We start from the raw sequence: 23,855 nt of genomic DNA on the forward strand, positions 1-23,855 counted from the left end.
TAAGTGTGAGACATTAGGATTTTCAAATGTTCCATAAGAAGTAGTGTAAATCTTTTCTGCGGGACGACGTGACATACCTTTCATCATCTCTATATCCCACCGAAGTAGAATGCTTTCTCCCAAGGGCATATCTTTATACATTTGCTTAAGAACCTTCTCTTGGTCTTCTATCTGCTTACTCTCTACCACCTGATCTTTATCGGTTAAGACTCCACCTAAAATTTTTATTTTAGCTACCTCTTCTTCTACCTCTGAGACCAACAGAGAATATTGCTTGCTTTTAGAAGGCTTGCTTAATTCTTTAGAAGCCTCATAAATGCTTGCGATATTCTCGATAGATTGTTTAAGCAATCCCTGTAGTTCTTGTGGTTCTTTGCGATTGTACACATCTCTAGACTGGTTATCTTGAAGCTGCATTTGAGCGCCCCCTAAAAGATCACCAAAAGACGTATTCTTATTTTCAAACTCTTCTAAAGAAGCTTCTGGGATACCTTGTTCGTGTAAATTTGTATTTGTTAATGTATATTGAGACGCTTGGCATAATGAATTTTCTATATTGTGCATATATAAAATCTCCCTTTAATTAAAAAAGTGTACATGACGATTTAGACGCTTGCAAAATAGTTGCAATGACGCTGAGAGCTAAAGGAGTAATTCGGTGTGCGACCACAGCAGCTGTACACGTATAGGCTATTCCTTGCCCATCTGTGAATAAGGGGCCGTACTTATGTTCTTCTTTTTCTAATGATTGATAAAAAACTATGGTTTTACAGTTGACATACAAACTTTTAAGCTCTCGACTATTTTGGTTATCTTCTAAGTGCTCATCTGAAAGAATTTCTTCAATGGCGTCTTTTGCATATGCTACATCTGCCTCATCTAAATTATATTTATTTTGGGCCATATTTAAAAATGTCAAAAAAAAGGCTTGAAATCCTTCACCTATTTTTGAAGCCGTTTGCCTTTTTATAGTAATTTTTCTAGTTATTTCACAGAATTTATTAAGGGGCTTATTTGTAGGATGTTCAGCTCCTTTAAACCAATCATAGATGACTCTAGAAACTTTAATATCTGTTTTAGAAAAAGTCCCGTTCTTAGGTAAACGATTATATATATATTCTATAACTTCTGCGTCTTCGCTGTTCTTATCTCTAATAACACTTGAAGGTACTATCATGATTACTCCTGGCTGACTTATGTTAAGATATAAAAATGAAATATTAGTTTTGTCTTTAAGTTCTCCTTGTGTTAAGTCCAATTTTAAAAAAGCTTGCACACTCTTCTAGGCGTGCATCAATAGTCTTTTGAATCTTCTTGTCGCTCATCATATTTTGAGGCACAAAAGGAATATCTTCTGGCCAATGATTAGGAAGCTCATGGGGGTGCTGGGCCTTCCATTGATACAATTCTGTACGTTCATAAAGTGTTTTTCCCAAGCCATGCAAGGCTCTAACAGGCCTTCGAATAGGTTTACCGCTGATAGCACATATGTATTGAGAGAAAATAGGATCTTTATGAAAGGTACTGGGAATTTCTTCTAAATTATACCACTTAATCATGCGTAATAATAACTGCCTATTCTTAGCATTTAAAATTTCCGCATTTTTATTCGCATCCTCTTCATATTTACCTTTTATTTCTACAACCACAGGCTCTTGATGGATGTGAGCTAAATATTTAAAGATAAGCTTTGTCGCCAAAAAGATTTTCTCTCTATTAGTATAAACTCGATAGCTTGTAACTCCCATACTAAGACTAGTAGCGGCAAGGTTTCCACCTGTGTCCACCCAACTTAAAGCTTCTTTTGTTTGAGCGGATAAAGTCTCTAATTTAGAAATCTGATCGACAGTTTCGCTTACTTTAAAGATGGCTACTGCCAAAATATCTATCATAGCTATAGGTAAACGCTCATTAGAACCTATTTTATGGCAAGTTATGCGTCCAACGTCTGCAAAATTAGAAGAAAGGGTTAAACCAATTTTAATCTCGTCTGCCGAAACTCCTATTTCCTTACAAAATTGATCCACTTTTTCAGATGTGGCTAGGCGCGTACCTTGGAAGCCGACTTCCAAGGCTCTAAAAAAAACAAAAAGAGCTTCGGCCGTTATAGATAATTTCTCCTCAGTATTTAAGCGATCTGACTTGTGACATACACGTATAATTTCTGTGGCCGCGGGAATGATTTCTAAGCCTTTTACCACTAGGCTTGCAATTTCTAGTGCGCTCATTGATTATCCTCACTTTTTAAACTTATTGCTAATGTGCTAAGCTTTCGTTAATTTTTTCTCTTAAAAAATCTTTAACAGCATTTTCAAAAAATTCTAATCTTGCATCAATAAGCTCTTGCAAATCAAAGCGAGGAAATAATTGCTCTAGCGTTAAGGGACGTCTGGTCATAGGAGAAGTTTGATTGCTAGCCAGCCATAAAGCAATAGCATCTCGTTCATAGAATATGGGCTCTTCGCCTCGGGCAGTAGGATCTTGTACAATATTACGTATAGGAGATAGGGTTAAAGGACAGCTATATTTACTCAAAGTAGGATCTTGGTGAAATTCGACAGGAATTAATGGTAATTTTTTGAAGTTAAAAAGATGATCTGCATCTACGATGTTTTCAGGCAATTGAGCGGCATCAGTTGCCGGCAATGGATTTATATGCTGAACTACCTGTTGCCCTCCATGGCTTTCTCGGATGGCAGCCTGTCTTAAAGCCTCTTCCAAAAATTTTTGTATGATCAGATAGTAGCTTGCCTCTATGCTATATACGCTTGCTTCGGCGATATTAAAGCCAGCACTGAGTTTTTCGAATAATTGAATATTTCTTTCGCATTCTTGACGATCAATCTTTTTATATCCGATAAGGTTAGGATGCTCAGCATTATCATATTCCCATTGGGGACGCATGGCTTCAGAAGTTTTAGCCAATTTTTCTAAATAGATTTTTTCATTAAAGATACTTAATTCGCAAATATTTCTTAATATCCCTGTACAAGGATTAATGGCGCCTTTTGTAATCAAGCGAATGATTGCTGATAATGTATATTTCTCCTCTTTTAAATCTTTTATATGTTTTGAAAATTGGATAGGCCCATCCACCATGCGAGCACCTAGTTCAATTCCTTTGAGAGTTTTTAACGTATGATTGGAAAAGTCTTTTTTCTCCCCTACTAAAGAAAATATATTAAGTACTAATACAGCTGTTCGAGAAACTATCGCCGCAGTCCTAAGTTTGGAGACATTTTCATCGGTAATCATTTGCGCAATATCTAGGCTAATATCAATAGTAGTAAAGAAAGGCCTCATGATAGCGCAGGTTTGGTTAATCGCTTGTTGAATAGAACTCATATTCCCTCCTTTCATTTTTCATAAAAAATTATAAAGAATCTCTAATTTTATAAATTAATTCTCTCCCATGTAAGATCTAGTTTTTATTTCTCCTTTAAGGAATAAACAGAAAATCTTAATTTGTAAACAACAATGTCGATTATTTCCTTTTTAATATGCTATTTTTTCGCTTTCTATGTAACTCCCTTATTATGCTCAGGGGTAATAAATCCTAATAATCTATAACGATTAGTTGGCAGATGGAGAACATAAAAAAATAATGTCTTTAAAGAAGTTAATCCAAGGCAAAAATGCAATCAGCAAAAGTAAAGTTATAGAGAGCTTTTAGTCATAAAATCTGGCCTTTTCTAGATAAAGAGAAACTAGATGGCTGGAAATTACTCCGAAAAGAATTACCTAAGAAGAAGAAAATCTTTCCTCTCCATTAGCCGTGCCAACTAACTACCATGTGAGCTTAGGCTGGAGCCAAAGCCCGATCAGGCGATTTCTTGTAGAAATTAAGCCAAAAGATGGGCAGATTTTATTGATAGAAAAAGAGACAAAAGGTGAAGGCTACTAGAGTTATGATCGTCTAAAAACTACTTTAGATAGCCATAAAGATAAGAATACACTGGCTTTTATTAAAGTATAACCTAAACGGCACTCGTAAGGTAGCTTATTACACAGCTTTTTAATCCAATAAGGTTACTCTGCAAGACCTAATCAAAGCTGTAGTTAATCGATTAGACAATTAAGGAAGACTTTAAAGCTTATAAAGGATAGGCTGGACCCCTATGAGGTAATTTAGCTTATAGGCTAGTACTGCAACCGCCTCTTTAGGATCAAAACAGCTCTTTAAAGATTTATTACATTCTACAAAAATAAAGCATGCAAACTTTTTTAGGAGCCTGCAGCCTACGCTTATATGTACTTAATAAAAAAATTGCCTGCCAGCAACAGGCATTTTTTTTTAAGAACTATGGAAATTTTTACCAATGAAAAAAGCCGCCAAAAATACGACTTAGATCATTAATGGTCAAATATAGAAACATGCCGATCAGGAGGATAGCAAAAGGTAAAACTAACTTTTCTAACATCTTAGAACTAATTTTTCTACCTGTCAGCATTTCCATAAAGGACATGACGATTGTTCCTCCATCTAAGACAGGAACGGGCAAGAGATTTAAGATTCCTAGATTAAGGCTAATCGCTCCTATCCAAAATAAAGCGTCTTGCATGCTAATCATCCAGCTATCATGCACCACTTGCACGATACCAATCGGGCCACTCATCCACTTAGGATTAAGCGCTCCGGTAAATAAAGCTTTTAGGGTACGCCAAATTTCATCGAAAACACTCATAAACATTTGAGTGGGGGCAGGATTATAATTAACTTTAGAATCTTGAGCGGCAGGGAGCCCAAGCATCAGCTCTTTTTCTTTAACAGTAAAATGTTGCATAGCACGAGCCCTTAGCTCAGGATCTTCAACAGCTTCTATTTGCTTTTTTTCCTGAAGGGTTTCTGCTGCTAGCCATGCTTGCTTTTCAGGTGATAAGAAAATTTGACTGCGAGTTTTAGGTTCAAGAGGATTTAAAAGAATAAATTCACCCGCTTGTTGCAAAGGATTTAAAGCAGCCATACTATCAATAATCTTTTGTAAATCCTGCCAATGCAGCTTTTGATCAAAAGCCTTATCGGCCTCTTGCCAAGGAAGAGGAGTAGGAGCTTTAAGCTCTCTTTGTACGATGAGTGTTACTCTTTTTGATTGCAATTGTTGCAATAATTCAGCAGAACTCTTAATAGGAGTATTATGAATAGCAAGAATTTTATCGCCAGGCTGTAAAGCGGCTTCAAGGGATGAGAAAGGAACGGGAGGGAATGCTTCTTCTTCTTTTTCCTTATCGATAAATTTAAGAGAATTTTCTACTACGGCTTGATTAGTTAAATTGTAAGGTAGGACGTAAAGATCTTGTAATTTTAGGTGGCTTAAATCCACCGCATACTGCCAATCCGTTAACTCATCCTTCATATGGGCATCAAAACGTAACTCTTGCACAGGAATTCGAGGCGCTCTAGCTAAAAAGCGCTTATCCCCTCTTTGTACCACCAGTAAGACCCGATCATCATTCAGCATGCTACTAAGCTGCATAGAGGAGAAAATCAATTCTCCATCTGCCCAGACAATACGATCGCCATATTGAATTTCACTTCCTTGTAAAGGCGAACCATCGGGTAAAGGATTTTCAGCTCCATTAGGTAGCCTATCGTAAAGGATATAATTAGCCGGTTGGAGAATGCCAGTGGTCAAAATTCCTTTTTCCATAGCTGCAGGATGAGGATAAGTTTTTACCGTGAACTCAAAAGGAGTTTTCACGCCTGTGTCGTAGGCAACCTTTTTTCCTTGTACCTGGATGAGGTGGGCACCCATCATAGCCGCATACAGATGATCTTTAGAGCTTTGAAACTGCTTATTATCGTAAGAAATAAGCTCATCGCCAGGACGCACATTATGTTTATAAAGTTCTGATTTAGGATCTATCCAGCCAATTTTAGACGTGTACTCGCTAAAATTTTTGTACCTTCCTCCACTCACCCAAAGTAGGCAAAAAACAAAAAATGCGAATAAAAGATTCACAAAAGGTCCCATAAAAGCTACTTTGACTCGCTCTATAGGACGTTTGCTAAAAAAGCTGTCGGGTGCTTCGTAAGAAGATTGATCTTTACCAAGGTCTTGGCCTGCAATCTTGACATAGCCTCCAAAAAGGATCCAGCCAATCTGCCATTTAACTCCGTCGCGTATCCAAGAAAATATAGGCTTACCAAAACCGATAGCAAATGTTTCTACCCGCATGCCTACTCTGCGGGCCATATAATAATGACCTAGCTCGTGAATAAAAATCAAAAAACTCAGTGCAAGAACAGCAAGTATAATGTACAAAAAGCTAAAGATCATGATCGATATAACCCTTTAATTTAACAAAAATGAATGATTAAGAAGACAGAAGTATGCCATAAAACAAAAGCTTTAGCAACACTAAAACTGCACGGCCAGCCTGGTAAAATCAGACGAATTAAAAGTTGATTTCTTTATACATCAGTCTCTTTTAAATTTTTAAGCTTTTATCGTTACTTAAAGTAGCCTAATTAGAAATTAAAAATTAAGCTCTTAGTAATCGACCATAAAAAGCGCTAAGTGAAGAATTTAACGTTAGGCCTTTCGTAAAGCAACAAGAAGCTAAGGCACATAATAAAATTTATTTTACCTTTTCTTTTCCTAGAGAGGGCTTCGCAATCCTGGTTGGCCTCCTTTCATATAAAAAACCTATAAGTTTTGCTTTAAGCCTTTTTAGCTTCCTCTCGCGCTATCTCATCGATAGCAAGAACATCTTCTAAAGTATTTACCTTGGATAGGGGATGGGCGCTCATCATTTTTTCCAATTTATTACTGATATCTTGCCAGCCAATTTCCTTGTTTAGAAAGCGGCTAACTAAAGTCTCATTAGCAGCATTCATATAACAAGGTAAACTACCTCCCTGGCGTATAGCCTCAAATGCAAGGCTCAAGCAACGAAATTTTTTAAAATCGGGAGGATAGAATTGAAATTCATGAATTCTTGTAAAATCAAATTTAGCCAACATCCCTACATGGCGTTCCGGATAAGTCATTGCATATTGAATGGGAACAATCATGTTAGGCTCTCCCATTTGTGCCATTATAGATCCATCTGTAAATTCGATCATGCTATGGATCAAACTTTGAGGGTGAATGACAACTTCGATTTGCTCCATAGGTATACTAAACAACCAATGTGCTTCTATTGCTTCTAATCCCTTATTCATTAATGTCGAGCAATCAATCGTCACTTTAGGGCCCATATTCCAAGTAGGATGAGCCAATGCTTGCTCAACACTTATTTGAGCTAGCTGCTCGCTAGACCAAGCACGAAAAGGGCCTCCTGAAGCAGTCAGAATCATGCGATAAATTTTTTTAGGATCTTCTCCATTTAAGCATTGGAAAAGAGCACTATGCTCACTATCAATAGGAAGTAGATGCACGCCATTCTTTTTAATTAATGACATGATAAGCTCTCCACCCGAAACTAAAGATTCTTTATTAGCTAATCCTACGTTTTTACCTGCTTGGATAGCAGCTACTGTAGGAGCTAACCCTCTCGTCCCTGTCATCGCCGAAATGACCATTTCCGCCTTTCCATGCGTAGCTACCGCTTGCAGACCTTCAAGGCCTGTCACCACTTCTACATGAGGAAGTTTTCTTTTTAGCTCCATCGCCATTTTTTCATCGTAGACACAGACGAGCTCGGGATGAAACTCCAAAGCTTGCTGCTCTAGCAAATCAATATTAGATTTAGCGGCAAGAGCTACTATTCGAAATTTATCTTTCAAATGTCTGGCTACTTTCAATGTATTTAGACCAATTGAGCCTGTACTGCCCAAAATTGAGAGATTTTTCATGCTATCCTTTGTATATGAAGGGGAAAGTATAGCTGAAAAATGAATAAAGTCAATGACAGGCAAGCAAACAGTAGACACCTATCTAGTAAACGAGTGAACAAAACTTCTTTTCATAAAAGTAATTTTTTCCTATACTACCCCCCATAGCTTCTCAAAATCTATCTCATGAGAAGGGGCACTTATCATTAATTAATAAGGAGAAAGGGAATCACATGCCCACAATTAACCAACTTGTACGGCAACCTCGTACACCTAAAAAAAGACGTAGCAAGTCTCCTGCTTTGCTGAAATGTCCACAAAGACGTGGCGTTTGCTTACAGGTAAAAACTAAAACACCTAAAAAGCCCAATTCAGCTCTTCGTAAAGTAGCATGGGTACGTTTATCAACTGGCCAAGAAGTAATCGCCTATATTGGTGGTGAAGGTCATAATCTGCAAGAACATAGCATTGTACTTGTCCGTGGTGGCCGTGTAAAAGACCTTCCAGGTGTACGTTATCATATCGTACGTGGAACATTAGACTGTGCAGCTGTACAGAATCGCAAAAAATCAAGATCGAAATATGGGGCAAAACGGCCCAAGTAACGCTAGAATATTCTCAATGGATATTTTGGCCCGTGGTTCGCGCTCTATCAATATTAAAAAGAACGCCAATCACGCGCAGGCTTATTAGGATAACTTTCCTAAAATCCAGGTGAAGCATTCGATCTTCGATAAAGGCAGAAGCTTTAAAACTGCCAAGTATAAAAAAATACATCAACGAAGAGGAAAAAATGTCAAGAAGACGTAGAGCAGAAAAAAGACACATTGACCCTGAACCACTTTATGGCAGCACTTTGCTTGCTAAGTTTATCAATAGGGTGATGATCGGTGGAAACAAATCTGTGGCTCGCAGAATAGTATATAATGCTTTAGAAAAATTTGCCAAGCGCATCAAAGCAGACAACCCTTTAGAAGCTTTCGAACAAGCTTTAGAAAACGCTAAGCCCGCCTTAGAGGTTAAATCCCGGCGCATTGGTGGTGCTACCTATCAAGTACCTATTGAAATTCCTGCTAACCGCCGCATCGCAATGGCAATGGGATGGATTATCAATCACTCGCGCGCTAAAACCGGGCGCTCCATGGAAGAAGGTCTATCTACCGAGTTAGCTGATTGCTTCCATAACCAAGGTACCACCATTAAAAAGAAAGACGACACCCATAGAATGGCTGAAGCTAACAAAGCTTTTGCTCATTATAAATGGTAACGAAGGAAAGAATTAATTATGGCTAGACCTGAGAAAGAACACATTAAAAATGTACGTAATATTGGTATCATGGCTCACATTGATGCCGGTAAAACTACAACCACAGAAAGAATTCTGTATTATACCGGCCGTACACACCGCATGGGTGAAGTGCACGAAGGCGCGGCTACCATGGACTGGATGGAGCAAGAGCAAGAGCGTGGAATTACGATTACTTCCGCAGCAACCACAGTTTTCTGGAAAGAGTGCAAAATTAATATTATCGATACTCCTGGACACGTGGATTTTACCATTGAGGTTGAACGTTCCTTGCGAGTTTTAGATGGTTCAGTAGCTGTATTTTGCTCAGTTTCTGGAGTAGAACCTCAGTCTGAAACAGTATGGCGCCAAGCAGATAAATACGGTGTTCCACGCATTGCGTTTGTTAACAAGATGGACCGTATTGGTGCGGACTTCTTTGATGCGATTAAAACCATGCGTGAAAAGCTTCATGCTAATGCTATCCCCGTTCACTGTCCTATTGGCGCAGAGTCGGAGTTCAAGGGTATGGTCGATCTAGTCTGTATGAGAGCTTTTTTCTTCCACGATGAAACCCTAGGGGCTGACTGGGAAGAGGCAGACATTCCTGCAGATCTGCTGGAAAAATGCAAGCAATTACGTTCAGAGTTATTGGATGAACTAGCCACTATAGATGAAAATAATGAAGAATTCATGACAAAAGTTTTGGAAAATCCCGACTCTTTAACAGTGGATGAAATCAATAAGGTTATCCGTAAAGGTGTATGTACAAACAAATTTACTCCGGTGCTATGCGGTTCTGCTTTCAAAAACAAAGGTGTGCAGCACCTGCTTGACGCAGTGGTTAACTGGATGCCATCTCCCCTTGACCGTGGCCAAATTAAAGCCCATGATCTTAAAACCAATGAAGATATCTTCTTGAAGCCTGAAGATAATGCACCTTTTGCTGCCTTAGCTTTTAAGATTATGACAGACCCTTACGTGGGCCGTTTAACGTACATTCGTATTTATAGCGGTACATTAGTGAAAGGGATGAACTTAATCAACAGTACCAAAGATAGTAAAGAAAGAATCTCCCGTCTTTTAGAAATGCATGCCAACCAGCGTAAAGAGAAAGATGAATTTTATACAGGCGACATTGCAGCTTGTATTGGGCTAAAGAAAGCTAGCACAGGCGACACCATCTGTTCTCCTGAGCATCCTATCTTGCTCGAAAAAATGGAGTTTCCAGAATCTGTAATTTCTATGGCGATTGAACCGAAATCTAAAGGTGACCGTGAAAAGCTAGCTCAGGCTCTTTCTTCCTTATCCGAAGAAGATCCTACTTTCCGAGTTTACACTAACGAAGAAACGGGACAAACTATCATTGCGGGTATGGGCGAACTTCACCTTGAAATTTTGCACGATCGTATGAAGCGTGAATTCAACGTAGAAGCTAGCGTCGGTAAACCACAAGTTTCTTATAAGGAAACCATTACTTCGCCAGCTGCTAGCCAAACTAAGTTTGTTAAACAATCCGGCGGCCGTGGTCAATATGCTCACGTCGAGCTAGAAATTGAACCAAACGAGAAAGGCAAGGGCAATGAAATTGTTAGCAAAATTGTAGGAGGATCGATTCCCAGAGAATATATACCTCCGACAATTAAAGGGATTGAAGAAGGCCTTGCTACGGGTGTGCTTGCTGGATACAATCTAGTAGATGTTAAAGTCTCTATTGTATTTGGTTCTTACCATGATGTCGACTCTAACGAGATGGCCTTTAAAATATGTGGTTCTATGGCTATTAAGGAGGCTGCTAAAAAAGGTAAGCCGATTCTATTAGAGCCTATCATGAAAGTGGATGTGACTACTCCTGAACAATATATGGGCGATGTAATTGGCGATCTTAACCGCCGCCGTGGGCAGATTTTAGGTCAAGAAAACCATAAAGGCGCGGTCCTCATCCATGCTGAGGTTCCGCTTAGCGAAATGTTTGGTTACTCCACCTTGTTGCGCTCGTTATCCTCAGGACGTGCAACCTATGTAATGGAACCTAGCCACTTTGAAAAAGTGCCGGCAAAAATACAAGAAGAAATTATCAAGAAATAAGGTTTATCATCCTATGGCAAAACAACAAGAGAAACAAATAAAGCAAGAAAAGGTGCACAAGCCGGCGCGTCAAAAGATTCGTATTAGGCTTAAAGGATACGACCAACGGATCCTCGACCGTTCTACTGAAGATATCGTAGAAACAGCAAAGCGTACAGGTGCAGCAATAGCTGGTCCTATTCCTCTGCCCACACGTATTGTAAAATTTACTGTTTTGCGCTCACCTAACATTGACCGCAAATCGCGTGAACAATTTGAGATGCGCACGCACAAACGTCTTATTGACATCCTTAACCCCACCGGTAAAACTATCGACGCTCTTAAAACGTTGACCTTACCAGCGGGCGTGGACATCAAAATTAAAGCGTAATTGTTTTTATGCTGTAGAGCTTAAGCTTGGCCTAAGTTCTACAGCTTTTTTTTCTCATGTATAGTCTCTTATTTCCTTATGCAAAAAAACTGCCTAGACAGTCTCCATCCCCTAAGCTCATAAGCTTAGATTAGGCGAGCACTATAAAGACGCGTCTCTTCTCTACATTCTTGGTCCAATAAATAAAGTTTTTAGATTGATTTATTTAATCGTAGATAGAGGATTATCTTTAAGGAAGCTGCTTAAAAGCGTATAAGGCACATAAAAAATGTCTTTTTTATTCTATCAGCAAAGATCTTATTAGCTTTTCTTTTTGCTGTTGGGGCTTAAAGCAAAGCTTTAACTAGTAGTAATTAAGAAATAAAGCCTGAGAATCACTTTTTAAGCGCTTAGAAATAACTTTTCCTTGAGATACATATAAGACATAAGATAGCTGATCTACGGCAGAAGAGGAAAGAGAAGTGCGCTGGATATAAATATACTCTTGAAGACCATTAGGCAGATTATTTACCGCATAGGGAGCGCCAAAGTGAGCCTCAATAGCTGTTATAGAAGTGCCAGGTGCTATTTCATCAAAACCTGCAGTAGTCATTATAGGAGCTATGCATCCAGTTAAAAAAAGCAACAACAAATTTAGGTAAATTTTTTCCATATTTTTCCCTCTATGATGGTTCGATACTGATCGGAAGAGTTATATTCGGCACGCAACAAATAATCCCCATTTTCCTGCAGCTCATAGACTTCGAAACCTTCAAAGTCATTGCTTAGAGGATATTCCCAGGCTATAATTTTAGCATCTATTACTCCTTTACCACTTACGCTTCCAATAAGCTCATTTTCCAACCTGACGCTAAAAGAAGCGGGAGCCATTTCGAAAAAGGTCAATTGATTAGACACCTGTTCATCTATCCCCAATATTTCTACAGACTGCTGACAGATGTAACCTATCTTTTCCTTCTGCTTGTCTACTACCCATTTTGTATAAAAATGTAAGCTTTCAGGAGAGGTGCTAAAAGTTATTTTTCCCTCCCCTATCCAAACTCCTGGATGAAAAATAAAATGATGGGTTTGGTAATTAGTCATTAAAACATGAACCTCCGACTATAGATACTTTGTAAAATTCCTAGGGCCATCATAGTAGATAAAGTAGAAGATCCTCCATATGTAACTAATACTAAAGGAACACCCGTAATGGGTAAAAAGCCACTCATCATACCAATGTTAACTAAAATGTGCATAGCCAGGTAAACTGTTATCCCTGCTGATAATAATCTACCAAAATGATCTTTAGCCACTACTGATACTTGAAAGCTAAAATAGATTAAAGCATAAAAAAGCATAAGCATAAGAAGCAAGCCGATAAAGCCAAATTCTTCACCAAAAGCAGGAAAAACTGAATCCGTATAAGCAGCAGGAAGCCAACCACCGCTTGTATATTCGCTCTTTCTAAACCCTACTCCCGTTAGTCCTCCTATGCCAATAGCAATAGAGGCACTTTTTTGATGATGAGTATAAGGATTCAGACGATCAAACTGATAATCTTTTAAGATAAGGCTTGCATAGGGCCTTAATTTTTCATGAGGAAGCACACCCAAAAAAATTAGGGCTACCACAATTAAGACTATAGAAGCTACAAAAGTCATCGCTTTAATTATCTGAGGATGGATATCTCCGAAGTAAAACATGACAAGAGTGATAGGAAAAAGAACTAGAGCCGTCCCTAGATCAGGTTGCTTAAGGATTAGAATAAAGGGAATGCCTACAATAATCATGCTAAAGAAAGCTGTACGAAAAGAATGGGAATCTGTTTTGGTTCTTTCTAAAAACCAGCTTAAAGTGATGACTACGATCAGCTTAGCATATTCCGACGGTTGAAAACTAATATTAAGAAATGGAAGGCGATACCAGCGATTGACCCGCGCAATTGAATCTGTAAAAAATAAGCCAACTAAAGATAAGAGCACTAGGGCATATAAAATCCAGGCCAGCTCGCGCAATTTATTGTAATCAAAACCTGCAAAAAAAATAAAAACAAACCCTCCTATTATAAACCATTGAATTTGCTGCCTAACCATAGGTGTAATAAACCTTTCCTCTGTGATCTCTGCAGATCCTTCAAGAGAGTAGGCTGAGATGACAAGAAGGCTCATTACCATTAATCCTAATATTATAGGAATAATGCGAAAATCTATACGAGAAAGGTATTGGTAGTTCCACATAAATTTTATCTTAAGATAGAATATCAGCTATTCTATACGAGCACGTCCTTTATATGAAAATCAATTGTCTTTATTTTAATACTTTAGATTCTACAAACAGTTGGTCTAAAGAAAATTACAAAAATTTTGATCCTGCCTGCCTAACCCTTGTCTTTGCTGATCACCAAACGATGGGCCGAGGGCAATACCAGCGTCGCTGGCTCTCGCCTGCGGCTCAAAATATTTATGCTACCTTCACATTTTTTGTAGATAGCAGACAAACGTTTATAGCTAATATTCCCCAAGTTTTAGCTTTAGCTGCTCTGAAAACACTAAAAGAGTTGCGCCTCCAACCTTGCTTGAAGTGGCCTAACGATATTTTAATAAACAAAAAAAAGATCGCTGGCATACTTTGTGAAACTATCATGGATAACTACCAAAGCGCTATCGTGCTGGGGATTGGCATGAATGTTAATATGCCTTTAGAAATCACTAGCCAAATTGATCAACCAGCCACTTCGTTATTCATAGAAACAGAGCAAACTTTTAAAACCTCTCACGTTCTAGATCTGCTAAAAAATAATTTCATGCCATTGCTTGATCTTTTTCTTGAAAAAGGGTTTCAGCCCTTGCTAGAGGATTTTAAACAAGGTATCCTCCATCAGCCAGGCGACATTATCCGTATCAACAAACACGAGGGCACATTTGAAGAGATTGATGAGCAGGGAGCTCTTGTGCTACGATTGCCAAACGGTCGCATCCAAAGATTCTACGCGGGGGAACTTTTACTTCCTTGATAGAAATTAATTTAAATAATTTCTTAAGGGCTGCACTTTGGCAAACTGCCATACCTTTTCGATGCGCGAGATAAAAGTAAGCCGGCTTTTTTTAGGATAAAGCCGGCTGTCTTTATCACCTAAGTTGTTAAAAGAAGAAAACTAGCGTTTCCAAAGCTTTTAAAGACATAAAAATTTCTTTTATCCAATAACCTTACCAGCTGCAATCATCTTCTCTTTATTAAGGCAGTAGAAGCTTCTCAGCAAATTTTTATATCTTTCCCTAGGCAAAATTAAAGATTAAGTATCTAGTTCTGTATTATCTTGCCTATTTTGCTTCTTCCCTATATAAGCATTCCCCTAAAAAGCAATCAAAAATATGTATATACTTTAGAGAAAGCATACCATGAATCCCAGCTCTTCTTTTACTATCGACCATTTACCTAATGAGATACTAACCCCCATTTTAGAGCACAGCACCTCGCCTGCCTTATTTAGCGTTTGTACAAGATGGAGACACCTGTTAACTACTGAAGTCATGCCCTCGCTTTATAAGCAAATAGGTAAAATGCATTTTCCTCAAGGAAATATTAGCGAACAGGCTCTTATTTTAGACAAAATTTATAAGCTAGAAGATGGGCTTTCTGAAGTAGAAAAAGCCAACGCAATTTTCAAGCAAACCTTTAATTTAGCTAGCTCTCTTGCTCCTATAAAGCTAGAATTTAAATGGAAAAGTGAAGAAACAAGTTTTTTTACTCTGGCTAATTATTCTTCTTATCTTATAAATATTAATCGTCTATTGATATGGAAAAAATTTCCTGGTGGAGAGGAATACTTAGAGCAAGAGAAAATCAAGTATTTGTCTTTAACGGAAAAAGGAGAGCTTTTTGAGCAGTGGATTGAAGGGCATGGCAGAGATATTAAAAGCTTAGATTTACGAGGACTTGGCTTGACCTTTTTACCTATGGAGATAGGACAGCTTTCGCAGCTGCAAGAGCTTTACTTAAACTACAACCACTTGATCACCCTTCCCGCAGAAATAGGACAGCTTTCGCAGCTGCAAGAGCTTTACTTAGGCAATAACCAGCTCACCTCCCTTCCTGCAGAGGTAGGGAAGCTTTCCCAGCTAAGAAGACTTTACTTAAACAACAACCACTTCACCACTTTTCCAGCAGGGATAGAGCAGCTTTTGCAGCTGCGCGTTCTTAGCTTGATCGGTAACCACCTCACCACCCTTCCTACAAGGATAAGGCAACTCACTCAGCTGCAAGAGCTTTACTTAAATTACAATCAGCTTACTACCCTTCCGACAAAGATAAAGCTGCTGTCGCAGCTGCAAAGTCTTAACTTAAGCCACAACAATTTTAACTCTCTTCCTACAGAACTAGGGCAACTCTCTAATCTGCTAGAGCTTTTCTTAAGCGGCAACCAGCTTACCTCTCTTCTTGCTGAGATAGGGCATTTATCTCAACTACAAAAGCTTGATTTATCTGATAACCAGCTTACTTCTCTTCCTGCCGAGATAGGACAGCTAGCTAAGCTTAAAATGCTTAATTTAGACTGCAACGAGCTTACTTCTCTTCCTGCCGAGATAGGGCAGCTGACTATGCTTGAAATGCTTAATTTAGACTACAACCAGCTAGCTATGCTTCCTGCCGAGATAGGGTATCTTTCTCAACTGCAAAAGCTTGATTTATCCGATAACCGGCTCACTATTCTTCCTGAAGAGATAGGGCAGCTAACTGAACAACTGCTAGATCTGAGGCTAGATGGAAATCCGCTGGAAAGTATTCCTAGAGAACTAAAAAAGCGCTTTAGACGGTAGCCGAGAAAGTCTGCATCGTTTTTGCGCTTGATGTATAATTAAAACAGATTTAGCATTCTCGAAACGTTGTAAAGCTATAGAAAACCTTATTGTACGCTTAAACATTACTACAAATATTTAATTTTTCTTTTTTTAAGTGAAAATAATAAGGAAATGATCGAGACTTAGTCTAGGTCAGCCTAAATAGCCTTTAGCCCGTTATCTCTTTCATTTCCGGAATAACATTGATCTCTGGATGCACTTTAGCACGAATAATTTGTTGAATATAAGATAAAGTGGTCCCTACAGAAGAGTAGCACGAAGTACAGGAACCATGGTAAGCAATAAGCAGCTCTTTATCTTCCAGCAAATTTAGAACACTAACCCCACCCGCATCTAAAGCAATATAAGGACGAATATCTTGATCAAGCACTTCTTCAATAACCGCTAACTTTTTCTTTAAAGGTAATTCTTTCCAACCAGGATAACCTCCTGGAATTACATTGTCCATACCTACAGGCACAGGTGTAGCCAAATAAGAATCGGCCAGGGGTATATCTATGCATTGCTCGGCACAATTTTCAATGGCTTCCAACACTAGATTTAAGTGAGAATAGGTTTCATGAGGAAAAGCAGCCTCATCGGCACGATCGCGTACTTGCCTATCAATAAGATCTGCATTTATGCGCTGAGCTTGAAGATAATTTTTTCCTACTAGCAACTCACAAGCTATTTCCGAGGCGCCAATCAAGGCTGTATGGCCAAACACTTGGAATTTTGCATCTACAATCACTCCATCGTCTTTATCTACCAACCAATAAAAAGAGACTATATTTCCCTCTTCTAAGCTACCGGCAGAGCCTTCTATAAAAAACATTCCCCTTTCGACAGCATCTTCCTTTAGGAAAATTCCTCCGCAGTAAGGGTGATCTATTTTACTGATTAATTTTTTGCTGTAACGTGTCCAAGTAAACGGATGGACAAATTGCAAAATTCCCATATTTATCTCTTCAATGATGAAAGTAAAGGTGTGAAGAAAGTTTGCGCAGCTTCAACACACAATCTTTAATAATTTCAACTGCATGCATGACCTCATCTTCAGAATTATCTTTACAAAAACTAAAGCTTAGCGTTGAAGAAGCTAATGCTTCATCCCTAGCAGAAGCCATAAGGATTAATTTTAACTGCTGAAAATTTCCTCCTCCCATACTAGCATAAACACCTTTTCTATTTAAGGCAAATAGAAGAGCTTCATTATTGATACCTGCAAAAGCAATCGCGCTAATATGAGGAAGCCTGTGTTGATCTTGAAAAAATATCTGGGTATGAGGAATGGAGGAAGTAATCTGGGTTTCAAAAAGGTCTCTTAAGCGGGCCACTTCCGTACACATCAAATCTTGAGCTTCTAAAGCTTCGCAAGAAGCTTCACCTAGCCCTACTAGAGCCGGTACATTTAAAGTCCCCGCTCGCTTGCCGCCTTGATCCATTCCCCCTACAATAAAACTGCTACACTTGATCCCCTCTTTAATATATAAGCCTCCTGTGCCTTTAGGAGCATGTAAATGATCTCCGTTGAAAGTTAAAAAAGCTGGGTTAATATCTTCCAATTGAAAAAAAAGCTTACCCAAGACATGAGTGGCGTCAATATGTAATAAAACATCTTTTTCTTGGCATATTGCAGAAATTTCTGCTATTGGATTGATCACACCGGTAAGCCCATTAGCCCATGCAAGAGAAACAAGAGCCGTACGAGGTGTAATGGCGTCAGCTACTGCTTCTGGGGAAATATAGCCTGAGGGATTTGCTTTCAATATTCTTCCTACGCAGGTCCAATCTTCTAAGCGATTGATCAGCATGGTAGCAGGGGCCTCTTCAATATTTGAAGTGATAAATTGATTTTTCCCTGTTAGACGAGTAACATCATGATAAACGGAGTAAAAGACATGGTTTACTGCTTCAGCACCGGAAGAAGTGAATACAAAAGCGTCTGTTTTTTTTATATTTAGCAGCTTATAAATATGATTAAGGCTTTCTTTAATTGCTGGAAGAAGTTCTTGTCCCAGATGATGAGGAGCTAATGGAGCTCCCCACCGTCCATAAAAGAAAGGGAGCATTTTACTAACCGTTTTCTCTGAAGGACGGGTAGTCGTGCTATTATCAAAGTAGATGGAAGGCATATTATTGTTGAATAAAGTAGGGGTCTTGATAATCGTAGATGATAGGTTTGCCAGTAGTTAATTCAAGCAGGACAACTTCTTCTTTGGACAAATTACTTAGAAACATAATGATTGCTCTAAGGGAGTTGCCGTGGGCAGCAATGAAAATATTCATTCCATTTTTCAAGGCAGGTAATATGTAATTTTTGAAATAGGGAACAGTACGAGCACTTGTCATTTCCAGGCTCTCTCCCCCGGGCGGAGCCACCTCAAAGCTGCGGCGCCAAATTTGAACTTGCTCTTTTCCATATTTTCTTATGGTCTCTGTCTTATTTAAGCCTTGCAACTCTCCATACATTCTTTCATTGAGCTGCCAGGCACAATAGACAGGTACCATTTCTTTCCTTGTTTCCTCACTATGAATTTTAAACCATTCCTCTAAATGCTCCTGAGAGCTAGGCTGGATGGCAGGTACCCTGCCGGAGGAGTGGTGGAGCATGGCAAGCATCGCGGTTTGCTGCGCTCGCATCAAAGAAGAGACAAAAATAGCGTCGATAGGAAGCTCGCTAATAAGCTTTCCACCTTCTATTGCTTCTTGCATTCCTCTTGACGATAAAGGAACATTTACCCAACCTGTAAATAAATCCAATTCATTCCAACAGGATTGCCCATGGCGCATTAAAATTAGCTTACTCACTTTTAAGTAACCTACATTCATTATAATTTTTCATCATAGCTACTCATCAAGCAAGTATCAAGAAAATTATAACTCCTTAAGAGACTAGTCAAGGTTGATCATTTAGACTTGCAAACTAAGCTACCGTGGGTGAGCTTTTCTACAGAGATATAAGGGTTGTAATTTTAATAAAAATTGTTTAAAGTTATCTCTTAAAATCAATTAATTAGGCTTTTTAATGGAAAAAACAAAAAACAGACTGAGCAAATTTTTGGCTGCTGCTGGAGTAGCCTCTCGTAGAGGCTGCGAAGAGATTATTTTTGCTGGTCGGGTAAAAGTGAATGGTGATATCTGCCTTATCCCGCAAACCATGGTCGGCGCTAAAGATAATATTGCTGTTGATGATGAAAAAATAAAGCAAGCGGAAGCAAAAGTTTACTATCTTTTAAATAAGCCCACTGGATACGAATGCACAAATGCCAGGCATCGTGATACCAAAATTGTTATAGATCTCTTTGAAAATGTAGAGCAAAGGCTATTTACGGTCGGTCGTCTAGATAAAGAAACAGCAGGATTGCTGTTAGTGACCAATGATGGGCATTTTGCTAATCAAGTCATTCATCCTTCCCAAAATATTCAAAAAGAATATTTAGTAAAAACTGACCAAGATATTACCGATGAGCACCTAAAAGCTATTGCTAGCGGTACCCTGATCGAAGGTTCTTTTGTCAAGCCTGTCCGTGTTACAAAAGTTCGTAAAGGGACTTTAAAGGTGATCATTATGGAAGGTAAAAAACGCGAAGTGCGTCATTTATTAGAAGCAGTAGGCTTAAAAGTTTACTCCTTAACACGCATTCGCCTGGGTGGTTTGATCTTAGGACAATTGCCTGTAGGCAGCTGGCGCTCTTTAACCGATCGAGAAAAAAAATTAATATTTGAGACTCATTAATGAAAGCAAATAGGATACCTGCCCATCAGCTAGAAGAAATCATGCCTATCCTTTTAGGCGCCTGGCGGCGTATGCATAAGGAGGCTGGCCCTGCTGATAAATTGCAAACACGTGAATTTCGTCGCGTGGTGGAAGGTGTAAAGAATTTACAAGTAGGCCTTGAAACAGGTAATCAACTTATAGGTAGAGATTACTTTACAGATAAAGATTTATTGGGCTCCTATCTGCTTTATCATTGGGTAGTTAATTATCAACAAGGATTATCTATTCTAGCCGAAATCCCTCTTAAGCCTAAACGTGTTTTAGACATATGTAGTGGACCAGGAGCTTTTTCTCTAGCAGCCATTAAGCATGGGGCCTCAGAAGTAACAGCTTTAGACTATAATCAAGCTGCTCTACAACTCGGCGCTGAAGTATGTGGAAGATCAGGCTATGCTTTAAGCATTCGCTCCTGGAATTGCCTTAAAACATCCCTTCCTTTGGAAGGAAAATTTGACTTAATCATTGTAGCTCATTGTTTAAAAGAACTTTTTCCTATCAATAGTGCTAACTGGCAGACTAAGCAAAATGAATTTTTGTCCATGCTACTTAATCGACTCAACGCTGCGGGCAATTTAGTAGTTGTCGATTCTTCTCATCCCGAAGCAAACCAGAGGATTTTACAGATACGCGATTGCATGGTAAGAAAAAAGGTACCTATACAAGCCCCTTGTGTGTGGAAAGGAGAATGTCCCGCCCTTCAAACTAAAAACAATCCCTGCTATGCCCAGCGAGAATTTTATAAGCCTTATATTATCAGAGAAATTCAACGTGCTGCCCAAATCAATCTGGGCTCTTTAAAAATGTCTTATATAATTTTTCGTAGCCCTCAAGCTGAATGGCCTATTTTAGAGGAGAGAAAATATTACCGAGTGATTAGCCCCCCGGTTGAATCTTTTCATGGCACACGTTTTTATTTATGTGGGATAGATGGCAAAAAACATTTAGGCTCCCGCGTGCAGGTGCTTCCTTCCGAATCTAAAGCATTTGAGTATTTAAGGCGTGGTGAGCTAATTTCTATTGAAAAAGCTCATGAAAATCAAAATGCTATGGATATTATCGAAAATACACAAGTAAAAGTGGCAGCGGCCTGTGGCAAACCTATCCCTGAAATTATCAATGAATAGGTAATCATTTGAATGGATAAAGAAAAATACGTTTCTACTAGAGAGCTACAAGCTGCTATAAAAATTTTAGAAAGCTTTTCTTATCGTAAAGAAACATCTTCTTCTACCTCTCTTCTAAAAAAAACTATAGTATTTGCTAAAAAGCTTTTTTCTACTGGCTCTGTTAAGGTAGAAGAGAAAAAAAAGGTTCAACAAGCTCTTGCAGTAATTAAAAACAGTTTTTCTTTAATTCAATCTTTAGCCCAGGGCACTTTTCGGCAAAAACAAATAGCATCTTCTGCTTACACAGCTGTCGATCGTTTTAATGCGGTAAGCAACCATCTAAACAGACGTCCGCTCCCCTGGCGCCGATGGATGGACACACTTCTTGTCAAAATTCCTAAAAGAGAAAAAAAGAAAGGAAAAATAAATTTAGGCAAAGAAATTTCCTGCAAGCATTATAGCCAAGAAAATGAAAAGGTTAAGTTACCACTCCCACCATTTTCTCAAGGCGAACTTTTGCCTACTACTCAAGAAATTGACGCTTTTCGTATGAAAGCTATTACTTTGCTTAAACATCATGAAGTGCGTTTTACTTCTTTGACAGAACAATTAAATATAATTCGTGAAATGCCTATTGTAATTAAGGAACAGACCCCTTTGTCTAAAGCGATTGCTGAATCTGTGGTAGCTCTTGAGCAAACGATATCTTCCTTTCCGGGAGAAACTATTGAGCTTAAAGGCACTTTCAAACGTTCTTTAACAAGCAAAGGTCCCAGCATTCCTATACCTGAAAGCTTTCATATCACCACTCAATCCCAGCAAACAGGGTACCCTCACCCCTCTCAGCATCATGGATGGTGCTTACCCCCCTTCTTCCTACCAAAAGATCATGCATTAAAAAGCAAAATGCAAGAAATTGCTAACGAACTGAAACCAACGGGTCGTTTTAATCTACAAGCTAAAGCTTTTCTAAAGGCCAAACAAGAGTGCTTTAATCAACATGCAACTGAGTTTTTATCCCTTCATCTCCAGCTAAATGGATGCATGTTGAAAATCATAGGGATAGATGCAGAAACGATTTTAAATTCTTTTTATAAGCATCTTTTGCCGCACAATAATCCTTATCATTACCTTAGCTCCCTGCATCAAACCATTATCGATCAATACCTCGAAAAGGGAAAAGATTCTTTAAAAGCCGCCCCGTATACTCCAACAGACTTAGAATACATCTATCAAATTGGCAATTTTTATGAAATCAGCATTGGAAAACATACAAACTTGCTAGAAGAGCTTGCATTAAAGCAACTGCACGACTTCCTGATAGAGGTTGAAAAGAAAGAAGTTTTATCTCCTTCTACTATGTATCACTGGCTTAAAGAGATGCTTCTAAGTGATATTAATTTTTTCAGCAGCCAGCGCTTGTATTAAAGTGATTTTTTATCATATACTGGTAGAAAGTGGCCTGGATACAAAGCTAATTCCACTGTAGTATCATAAGGGGTGTTTAAGGGATACTCTAATTCTGCTACCCAGAGCCCATCCATTCCATCGCCCCCATCACCTACTTCATATACTTTTAAATTGACATGGTAAAGCTGGCAAAGAATTATCCCATCTATTTCAGGTTTGCCCCAAATAGGATATCCTCCATTTTTCTCTGCCTCACTACTATTATGCTTAATCCCTTTTATATAACTTTCATAGCTATCTATATTTCCATATTCTTCCTTTAAGCTATCTTTTATCCAGTTATTCTGAGAGGGAAGAGCATTAACATATTCGCTTACTTTTCTTCGCAAATCCGTAAGAGTAAGGCTTTTATTTAATTTTTTATTGAGCGCTTGAGCAAAAGCATCAAAAAAACAATCACCATTATCTATGGCTGTTCCATAGTCTTTATCTATGGCAGCTAAATCACCTTTCAAACGTTCAAGGCATCGGTCTTTTACGCTTCTTTTCGGTTTTGCAGACGGAGCATTGCTTGATATACATAAGCTCTTTAAATCTCTATCTTCTTCTTTTTGGTCTATTTCCTCGTAATCTATCTCATCTTCGTCACTTTCTAGGTCGCTGTCGTAATAGAAATCTCCATCGTCTGAGTGAAATAGACTCTCCTCTAATCTATCGTTAGCGGCAAGAGAAGCTTTATGCTGAGCTTTGGGCTCACTCACTTTTTCATTAGGATTTGCCTTAATCTCGCTTAAAAAAGTCTCTTCTGGATAATTAGCATTTGGTCTACCTATCTCTTTATCCAGCGTTGATTTTTCCTCTTGGGAGAACTTATAGAAAAAAGTATCCGCTTTTTCTGAAGTCCTACGCACCTGGCCTTGAGGTTGTATGTCATCGCTTTTATAAACTGCTATTGAACGTTTACCGGTAAAAAATGCTTTCCATCCTTCTCTAATTTGACCATGAATCATTGCTAAACCTAAAGAAAAAAAGGTCAATGCTAAAGATTTAAGACCCAGTAAAATTCTATGGAGAGGAGTATATTTTGTCTGCTGGCCAGACTCAAGGGAATATTTTTTGCCCTCAGGCCCTGTAACTGTATATTCCAAAGAGCCAAACGATTGATTATCATATTGAGTATAACTTTTTTCTTTATCTATATATTTTATTATCATTATG

At 38.6% G+C, this 23,855-nt stretch carries 22 protein-coding genes; 9 read left to right on the forward strand and 13 right to left on the reverse strand.

Features of this window, described 5'->3' with window-relative positions:
* The 6 genes from NEOC65_RS08430 to NEOC65_RS08455 all read right to left on the reverse strand — a co-directional run.
* Positions 1–564, reverse strand: a 564-nt coding sequence (locus NEOC65_RS08430) for a hypothetical protein (protein ID WP_213156256.1), incomplete at its 3' end; no start/stop codon positions are given.
* 19 nt (positions 565–583) lie between these two features.
* Complete coding sequence (locus NEOC65_RS08435; protein ID WP_166157169.1) at positions 584–1,177, reverse strand: hypothetical protein; 594 nt, start codon at positions 1,175–1,177, stop codon at positions 584–586.
* 55 nt (positions 1,178–1,232) lie between these two features.
* The gene (locus NEOC65_RS08440; protein ID WP_166157172.1) at positions 1,233–2,228 is read right to left on the reverse strand and encodes a hypothetical protein; all 996 of its coding nucleotides are present in this window, start codon (positions 2,226–2,228) and stop codon (positions 1,233–1,235) included.
* Positions 2,229–2,256: 28 nt separating this feature from the next.
* Complete coding sequence (locus NEOC65_RS08445; protein ID WP_166157176.1) at positions 2,257–3,345, reverse strand: U-box domain-containing protein; 1,089 nt, start codon at positions 3,343–3,345, stop codon at positions 2,257–2,259.
* Positions 3,346–4,313: 968 nt separating this feature from the next.
* Positions 4,314–6,278 (reverse strand): site-2 protease family protein, encoded by a 1,965-nt coding sequence (locus NEOC65_RS08450; RefSeq protein ID WP_213151668.1) that lies wholly within the window; start codon positions 6,276–6,278, stop codon positions 4,314–4,316.
* A 383-nt stretch (positions 6,279–6,661) separates the two neighbouring features.
* Entirely contained in the window at positions 6,662–7,798 is a 1,137-nt protein-coding gene (locus NEOC65_RS08455; protein ID WP_166157182.1) for a 1-deoxy-D-xylulose-5-phosphate reductoisomerase, read from the reverse strand.
* 212 nt (positions 7,799–8,010) lie between these two features.
* Between NEOC65_RS08455 and rpsL the strand changes: the two genes are divergently transcribed.
* The 4 genes from rpsL (at position 8,011) to rpsJ (ending at position 11,520) form a co-directional block, all read left to right on the forward strand.
* Positions 8,011–8,382, forward strand: a complete 372-nt coding sequence (gene rpsL, locus NEOC65_RS08460; RefSeq protein ID WP_039383654.1) for a 30S ribosomal protein S12 — start codon at positions 8,011–8,013, stop codon at positions 8,380–8,382.
* Positions 8,383–8,570: 188 nt separating this feature from the next.
* Positions 8,571–9,044, forward strand: a complete 474-nt coding sequence (gene rpsG / locus NEOC65_RS08465; protein WP_213151670.1) for a 30S ribosomal protein S7 — start codon at positions 8,571–8,573, stop codon at positions 9,042–9,044.
* An 18-nt stretch (positions 9,045–9,062) separates the two neighbouring features.
* Positions 9,063–11,150, forward strand: a complete 2,088-nt coding sequence (fusA, locus tag NEOC65_RS08470) for an elongation factor G (protein ID WP_166157188.1) — start codon at positions 9,063–9,065, stop codon at positions 11,148–11,150.
* 13 nt (positions 11,151–11,163) lie between these two features.
* Entirely contained in the window at positions 11,164–11,520 is a 357-nt protein-coding gene (gene rpsJ, locus NEOC65_RS08475) for a 30S ribosomal protein S10 (protein ID WP_042236533.1), read from the forward strand.
* Positions 11,521–11,863: 343 nt separating this feature from the next.
* Here the strand turns inward: rpsJ and NEOC65_RS08480 are convergent, their stop codons facing one another.
* Genes NEOC65_RS08480 through NEOC65_RS08490 form a run of 3 tightly spaced genes read right to left on the reverse strand, consistent with a single transcriptional unit; the run spans position 11,864 to position 13,739 of the window.
* The gene (locus NEOC65_RS08480) at positions 11,864–12,172 is read right to left on the reverse strand and encodes a hypothetical protein (protein ID WP_213151671.1); all 309 of its coding nucleotides are present in this window, start codon (positions 12,170–12,172) and stop codon (positions 11,864–11,866) included.
* Positions 12,154–12,603 carry a hypothetical protein gene (locus NEOC65_RS08485; protein WP_213156257.1) on the reverse strand — a complete coding sequence of 150 codons (450 nt, stop codon included), beginning with the start codon at positions 12,601–12,603 and terminating at the stop codon, positions 12,154–12,156. The genes NEOC65_RS08480 and NEOC65_RS08485 overlap by 19 nt, the downstream gene beginning before the upstream one ends.
* The gene (locus NEOC65_RS08490) at positions 12,603–13,739 is read right to left on the reverse strand and encodes an FtsW/RodA/SpoVE family cell cycle protein (RefSeq protein WP_213151673.1); all 1,137 of its coding nucleotides are present in this window, start codon (positions 13,737–13,739) and stop codon (positions 12,603–12,605) included. The genes NEOC65_RS08485 and NEOC65_RS08490 overlap by 1 nt, the downstream gene beginning before the upstream one ends.
* 53 nt (positions 13,740–13,792) lie before the next feature.
* Here NEOC65_RS08490 and NEOC65_RS08495 point away from each other — a divergent pair, with 53 nt between their 5' ends.
* Together NEOC65_RS08495 and NEOC65_RS08500 are read left to right on the forward strand one after the other, a co-directional pair.
* Positions 13,793–14,515: a biotin--[acetyl-CoA-carboxylase] ligase gene (locus NEOC65_RS08495; protein ID WP_166157200.1), complete on the forward strand. Its 723-nt coding sequence runs from the start codon at positions 13,793–13,795 to the stop codon at positions 14,513–14,515.
* 385 nt (positions 14,516–14,900) lie between these two features.
* Positions 14,901–16,319 (forward strand): leucine-rich repeat domain-containing protein, encoded by a 1,419-nt coding sequence (locus tag NEOC65_RS08500; protein ID WP_213156258.1) that lies wholly within the window; start codon positions 14,901–14,903, stop codon positions 16,317–16,319.
* Positions 16,320–16,509: 190 nt separating this feature from the next.
* Here NEOC65_RS08500 and NEOC65_RS08505 read toward each other — a convergent pair whose 3' ends face one another.
* Genes NEOC65_RS08505 through NEOC65_RS08515 form a run of 3 tightly spaced genes read right to left on the reverse strand, consistent with a single transcriptional unit; the run spans position 16,510 to position 19,151 of the window.
* Complete coding sequence (locus tag NEOC65_RS08505) at positions 16,510–17,298, reverse strand: NifU family protein (RefSeq protein ID WP_213151675.1); 789 nt, start codon at positions 17,296–17,298, stop codon at positions 16,510–16,512.
* 10 nt (positions 17,299–17,308) lie between these two features.
* A complete protein-coding gene (locus tag NEOC65_RS08510) occupies positions 17,309–18,475 on the reverse strand; it encodes a cysteine desulfurase family protein (RefSeq protein ID WP_213156259.1) in 1,167 nt (388 codons plus the stop codon).
* Position 18,476: 1 nt separating this feature from the next.
* Entirely contained in the window at positions 18,477–19,151 is a 675-nt protein-coding gene (locus tag NEOC65_RS08515; RefSeq protein WP_213156260.1) for a 2,3-bisphosphoglycerate-dependent phosphoglycerate mutase, read from the reverse strand.
* A gap of 217 nt (positions 19,152–19,368) precedes the next feature.
* Here NEOC65_RS08515 and NEOC65_RS08520 point away from each other — a divergent pair, with 217 nt between their 5' ends.
* Genes NEOC65_RS08520 through NEOC65_RS08530 form a run of 3 tightly spaced genes read left to right on the forward strand, consistent with a single transcriptional unit; the run spans position 19,369 to position 22,655 of the window.
* A complete protein-coding gene (locus NEOC65_RS08520) occupies positions 19,369–20,079 on the forward strand; it encodes a pseudouridine synthase (protein ID WP_166157216.1) in 711 nt (236 codons plus the stop codon).
* On the forward strand, positions 20,079–21,245 hold the full coding sequence (locus NEOC65_RS08525; RefSeq protein WP_213156261.1) for a small ribosomal subunit Rsm22 family protein: 1,167 nt from the start codon (positions 20,079–20,081) through the stop codon (positions 21,243–21,245). The genes NEOC65_RS08520 and NEOC65_RS08525 overlap by 1 nt, the downstream gene beginning before the upstream one ends.
* Before the next feature lie 12 nt (positions 21,246–21,257).
* Positions 21,258–22,655, forward strand: a complete 1,398-nt coding sequence (locus NEOC65_RS08530) for a hypothetical protein (protein ID WP_213156262.1) — start codon at positions 21,258–21,260, stop codon at positions 22,653–22,655.
* Here NEOC65_RS08530 and NEOC65_RS08535 read toward each other — a convergent pair.
* The gene (locus NEOC65_RS08535) at positions 22,652–23,851 is read right to left on the reverse strand and encodes an OTU domain-containing protein (protein WP_213156263.1); all 1,200 of its coding nucleotides are present in this window, start codon (positions 23,849–23,851) and stop codon (positions 22,652–22,654) included. The two genes, NEOC65_RS08530 and NEOC65_RS08535, sit on opposite strands and share 4 nt — an antisense overlap.
* Positions 23,852–23,855 lie beyond the last annotated feature (4 nt).

This window comes from Neochlamydia sp. AcF65, assembly GCF_018342435.1.
GTDB lineage: Bacteria > Chlamydiota > Chlamydiia > Chlamydiales > Parachlamydiaceae > Neochlamydia.

Excerpts from the sequence above, each read along its gene's own strand:
- NEOC65_RS08435 (WP_166157169.1), bottom strand. The coding sequence starts at position 1,177 with ATGATAGTACCTTCAAGTGTTATTAGAGATAAGAACAGCGAAGACGCA.
- NEOC65_RS08440 (WP_166157172.1), bottom strand. The coding sequence starts at position 2,228 with ATGAGCGCACTAGAAATTGCAAGCCTAGTGGTAAAAGGCTTAGAAATC.
- NEOC65_RS08445 (WP_166157176.1), bottom strand. The coding sequence starts at position 3,345 with ATGAGTTCTATTCAACAAGCGATTAACCAAACCTGCGCTATCATGAGG.
- NEOC65_RS08450 (WP_213151668.1), bottom strand. The coding sequence starts at position 6,278 with ATGATCTTTAGCTTTTTGTACATTATACTTGCTGTTCTTGCACTGAGT.
- NEOC65_RS08455 (WP_166157182.1), bottom strand. The coding sequence starts at position 7,798 with ATGAAAAATCTCTCAATTTTGGGCAGTACAGGCTCAATTGGTCTAAAT.
- rpsL (WP_039383654.1), top strand. The coding sequence starts at position 8,011 with ATGCCCACAATTAACCAACTTGTACGGCAACCTCGTACACCTAAAAAA.
- rpsG (WP_213151670.1), top strand. The coding sequence starts at position 8,571 with ATGTCAAGAAGACGTAGAGCAGAAAAAAGACACATTGACCCTGAACCA.
- fusA (WP_166157188.1), top strand. The coding sequence starts at position 9,063 with ATGGCTAGACCTGAGAAAGAACACATTAAAAATGTACGTAATATTGGT.
- rpsJ (WP_042236533.1), top strand. The coding sequence starts at position 11,164 with ATGGCAAAACAACAAGAGAAACAAATAAAGCAAGAAAAGGTGCACAAG.
- NEOC65_RS08480 (WP_213151671.1), bottom strand. The coding sequence starts at position 12,172 with ATGGAAAAAATTTACCTAAATTTGTTGTTGCTTTTTTTAACTGGATGC.
- NEOC65_RS08485 (WP_213156257.1), bottom strand. The coding sequence starts at position 12,603 with ATGACTAATTACCAAACCCATCATTTTATTTTTCATCCAGGAGTTTGG.
- NEOC65_RS08490 (WP_213151673.1), bottom strand. The coding sequence starts at position 13,739 with ATGTGGAACTACCAATACCTTTCTCGTATAGATTTTCGCATTATTCCT.
- NEOC65_RS08495 (WP_166157200.1), top strand. The coding sequence starts at position 13,793 with ATGAAAATCAATTGTCTTTATTTTAATACTTTAGATTCTACAAACAGT.
- NEOC65_RS08500 (WP_213156258.1), top strand. The coding sequence starts at position 14,901 with ATGAATCCCAGCTCTTCTTTTACTATCGACCATTTACCTAATGAGATA.
- NEOC65_RS08505 (WP_213151675.1), bottom strand. The coding sequence starts at position 17,298 with ATGGGAATTTTGCAATTTGTCCATCCGTTTACTTGGACACGTTACAGC.
- NEOC65_RS08510 (WP_213156259.1), bottom strand. The coding sequence starts at position 18,475 with ATGCCTTCCATCTACTTTGATAATAGCACGACTACCCGTCCTTCAGAG.
- NEOC65_RS08520 (WP_166157216.1), top strand. The coding sequence starts at position 19,369 with ATGGAAAAAACAAAAAACAGACTGAGCAAATTTTTGGCTGCTGCTGGA.
- NEOC65_RS08525 (WP_213156261.1), top strand. The coding sequence starts at position 20,079 with ATGAAAGCAAATAGGATACCTGCCCATCAGCTAGAAGAAATCATGCCT.
- NEOC65_RS08530 (WP_213156262.1), top strand. The coding sequence starts at position 21,258 with ATGGATAAAGAAAAATACGTTTCTACTAGAGAGCTACAAGCTGCTATA.
- NEOC65_RS08535 (WP_213156263.1), bottom strand. The coding sequence starts at position 23,851 with ATGATAATAAAATATATAGATAAAGAAAAAAGTTATACTCAATATGAT.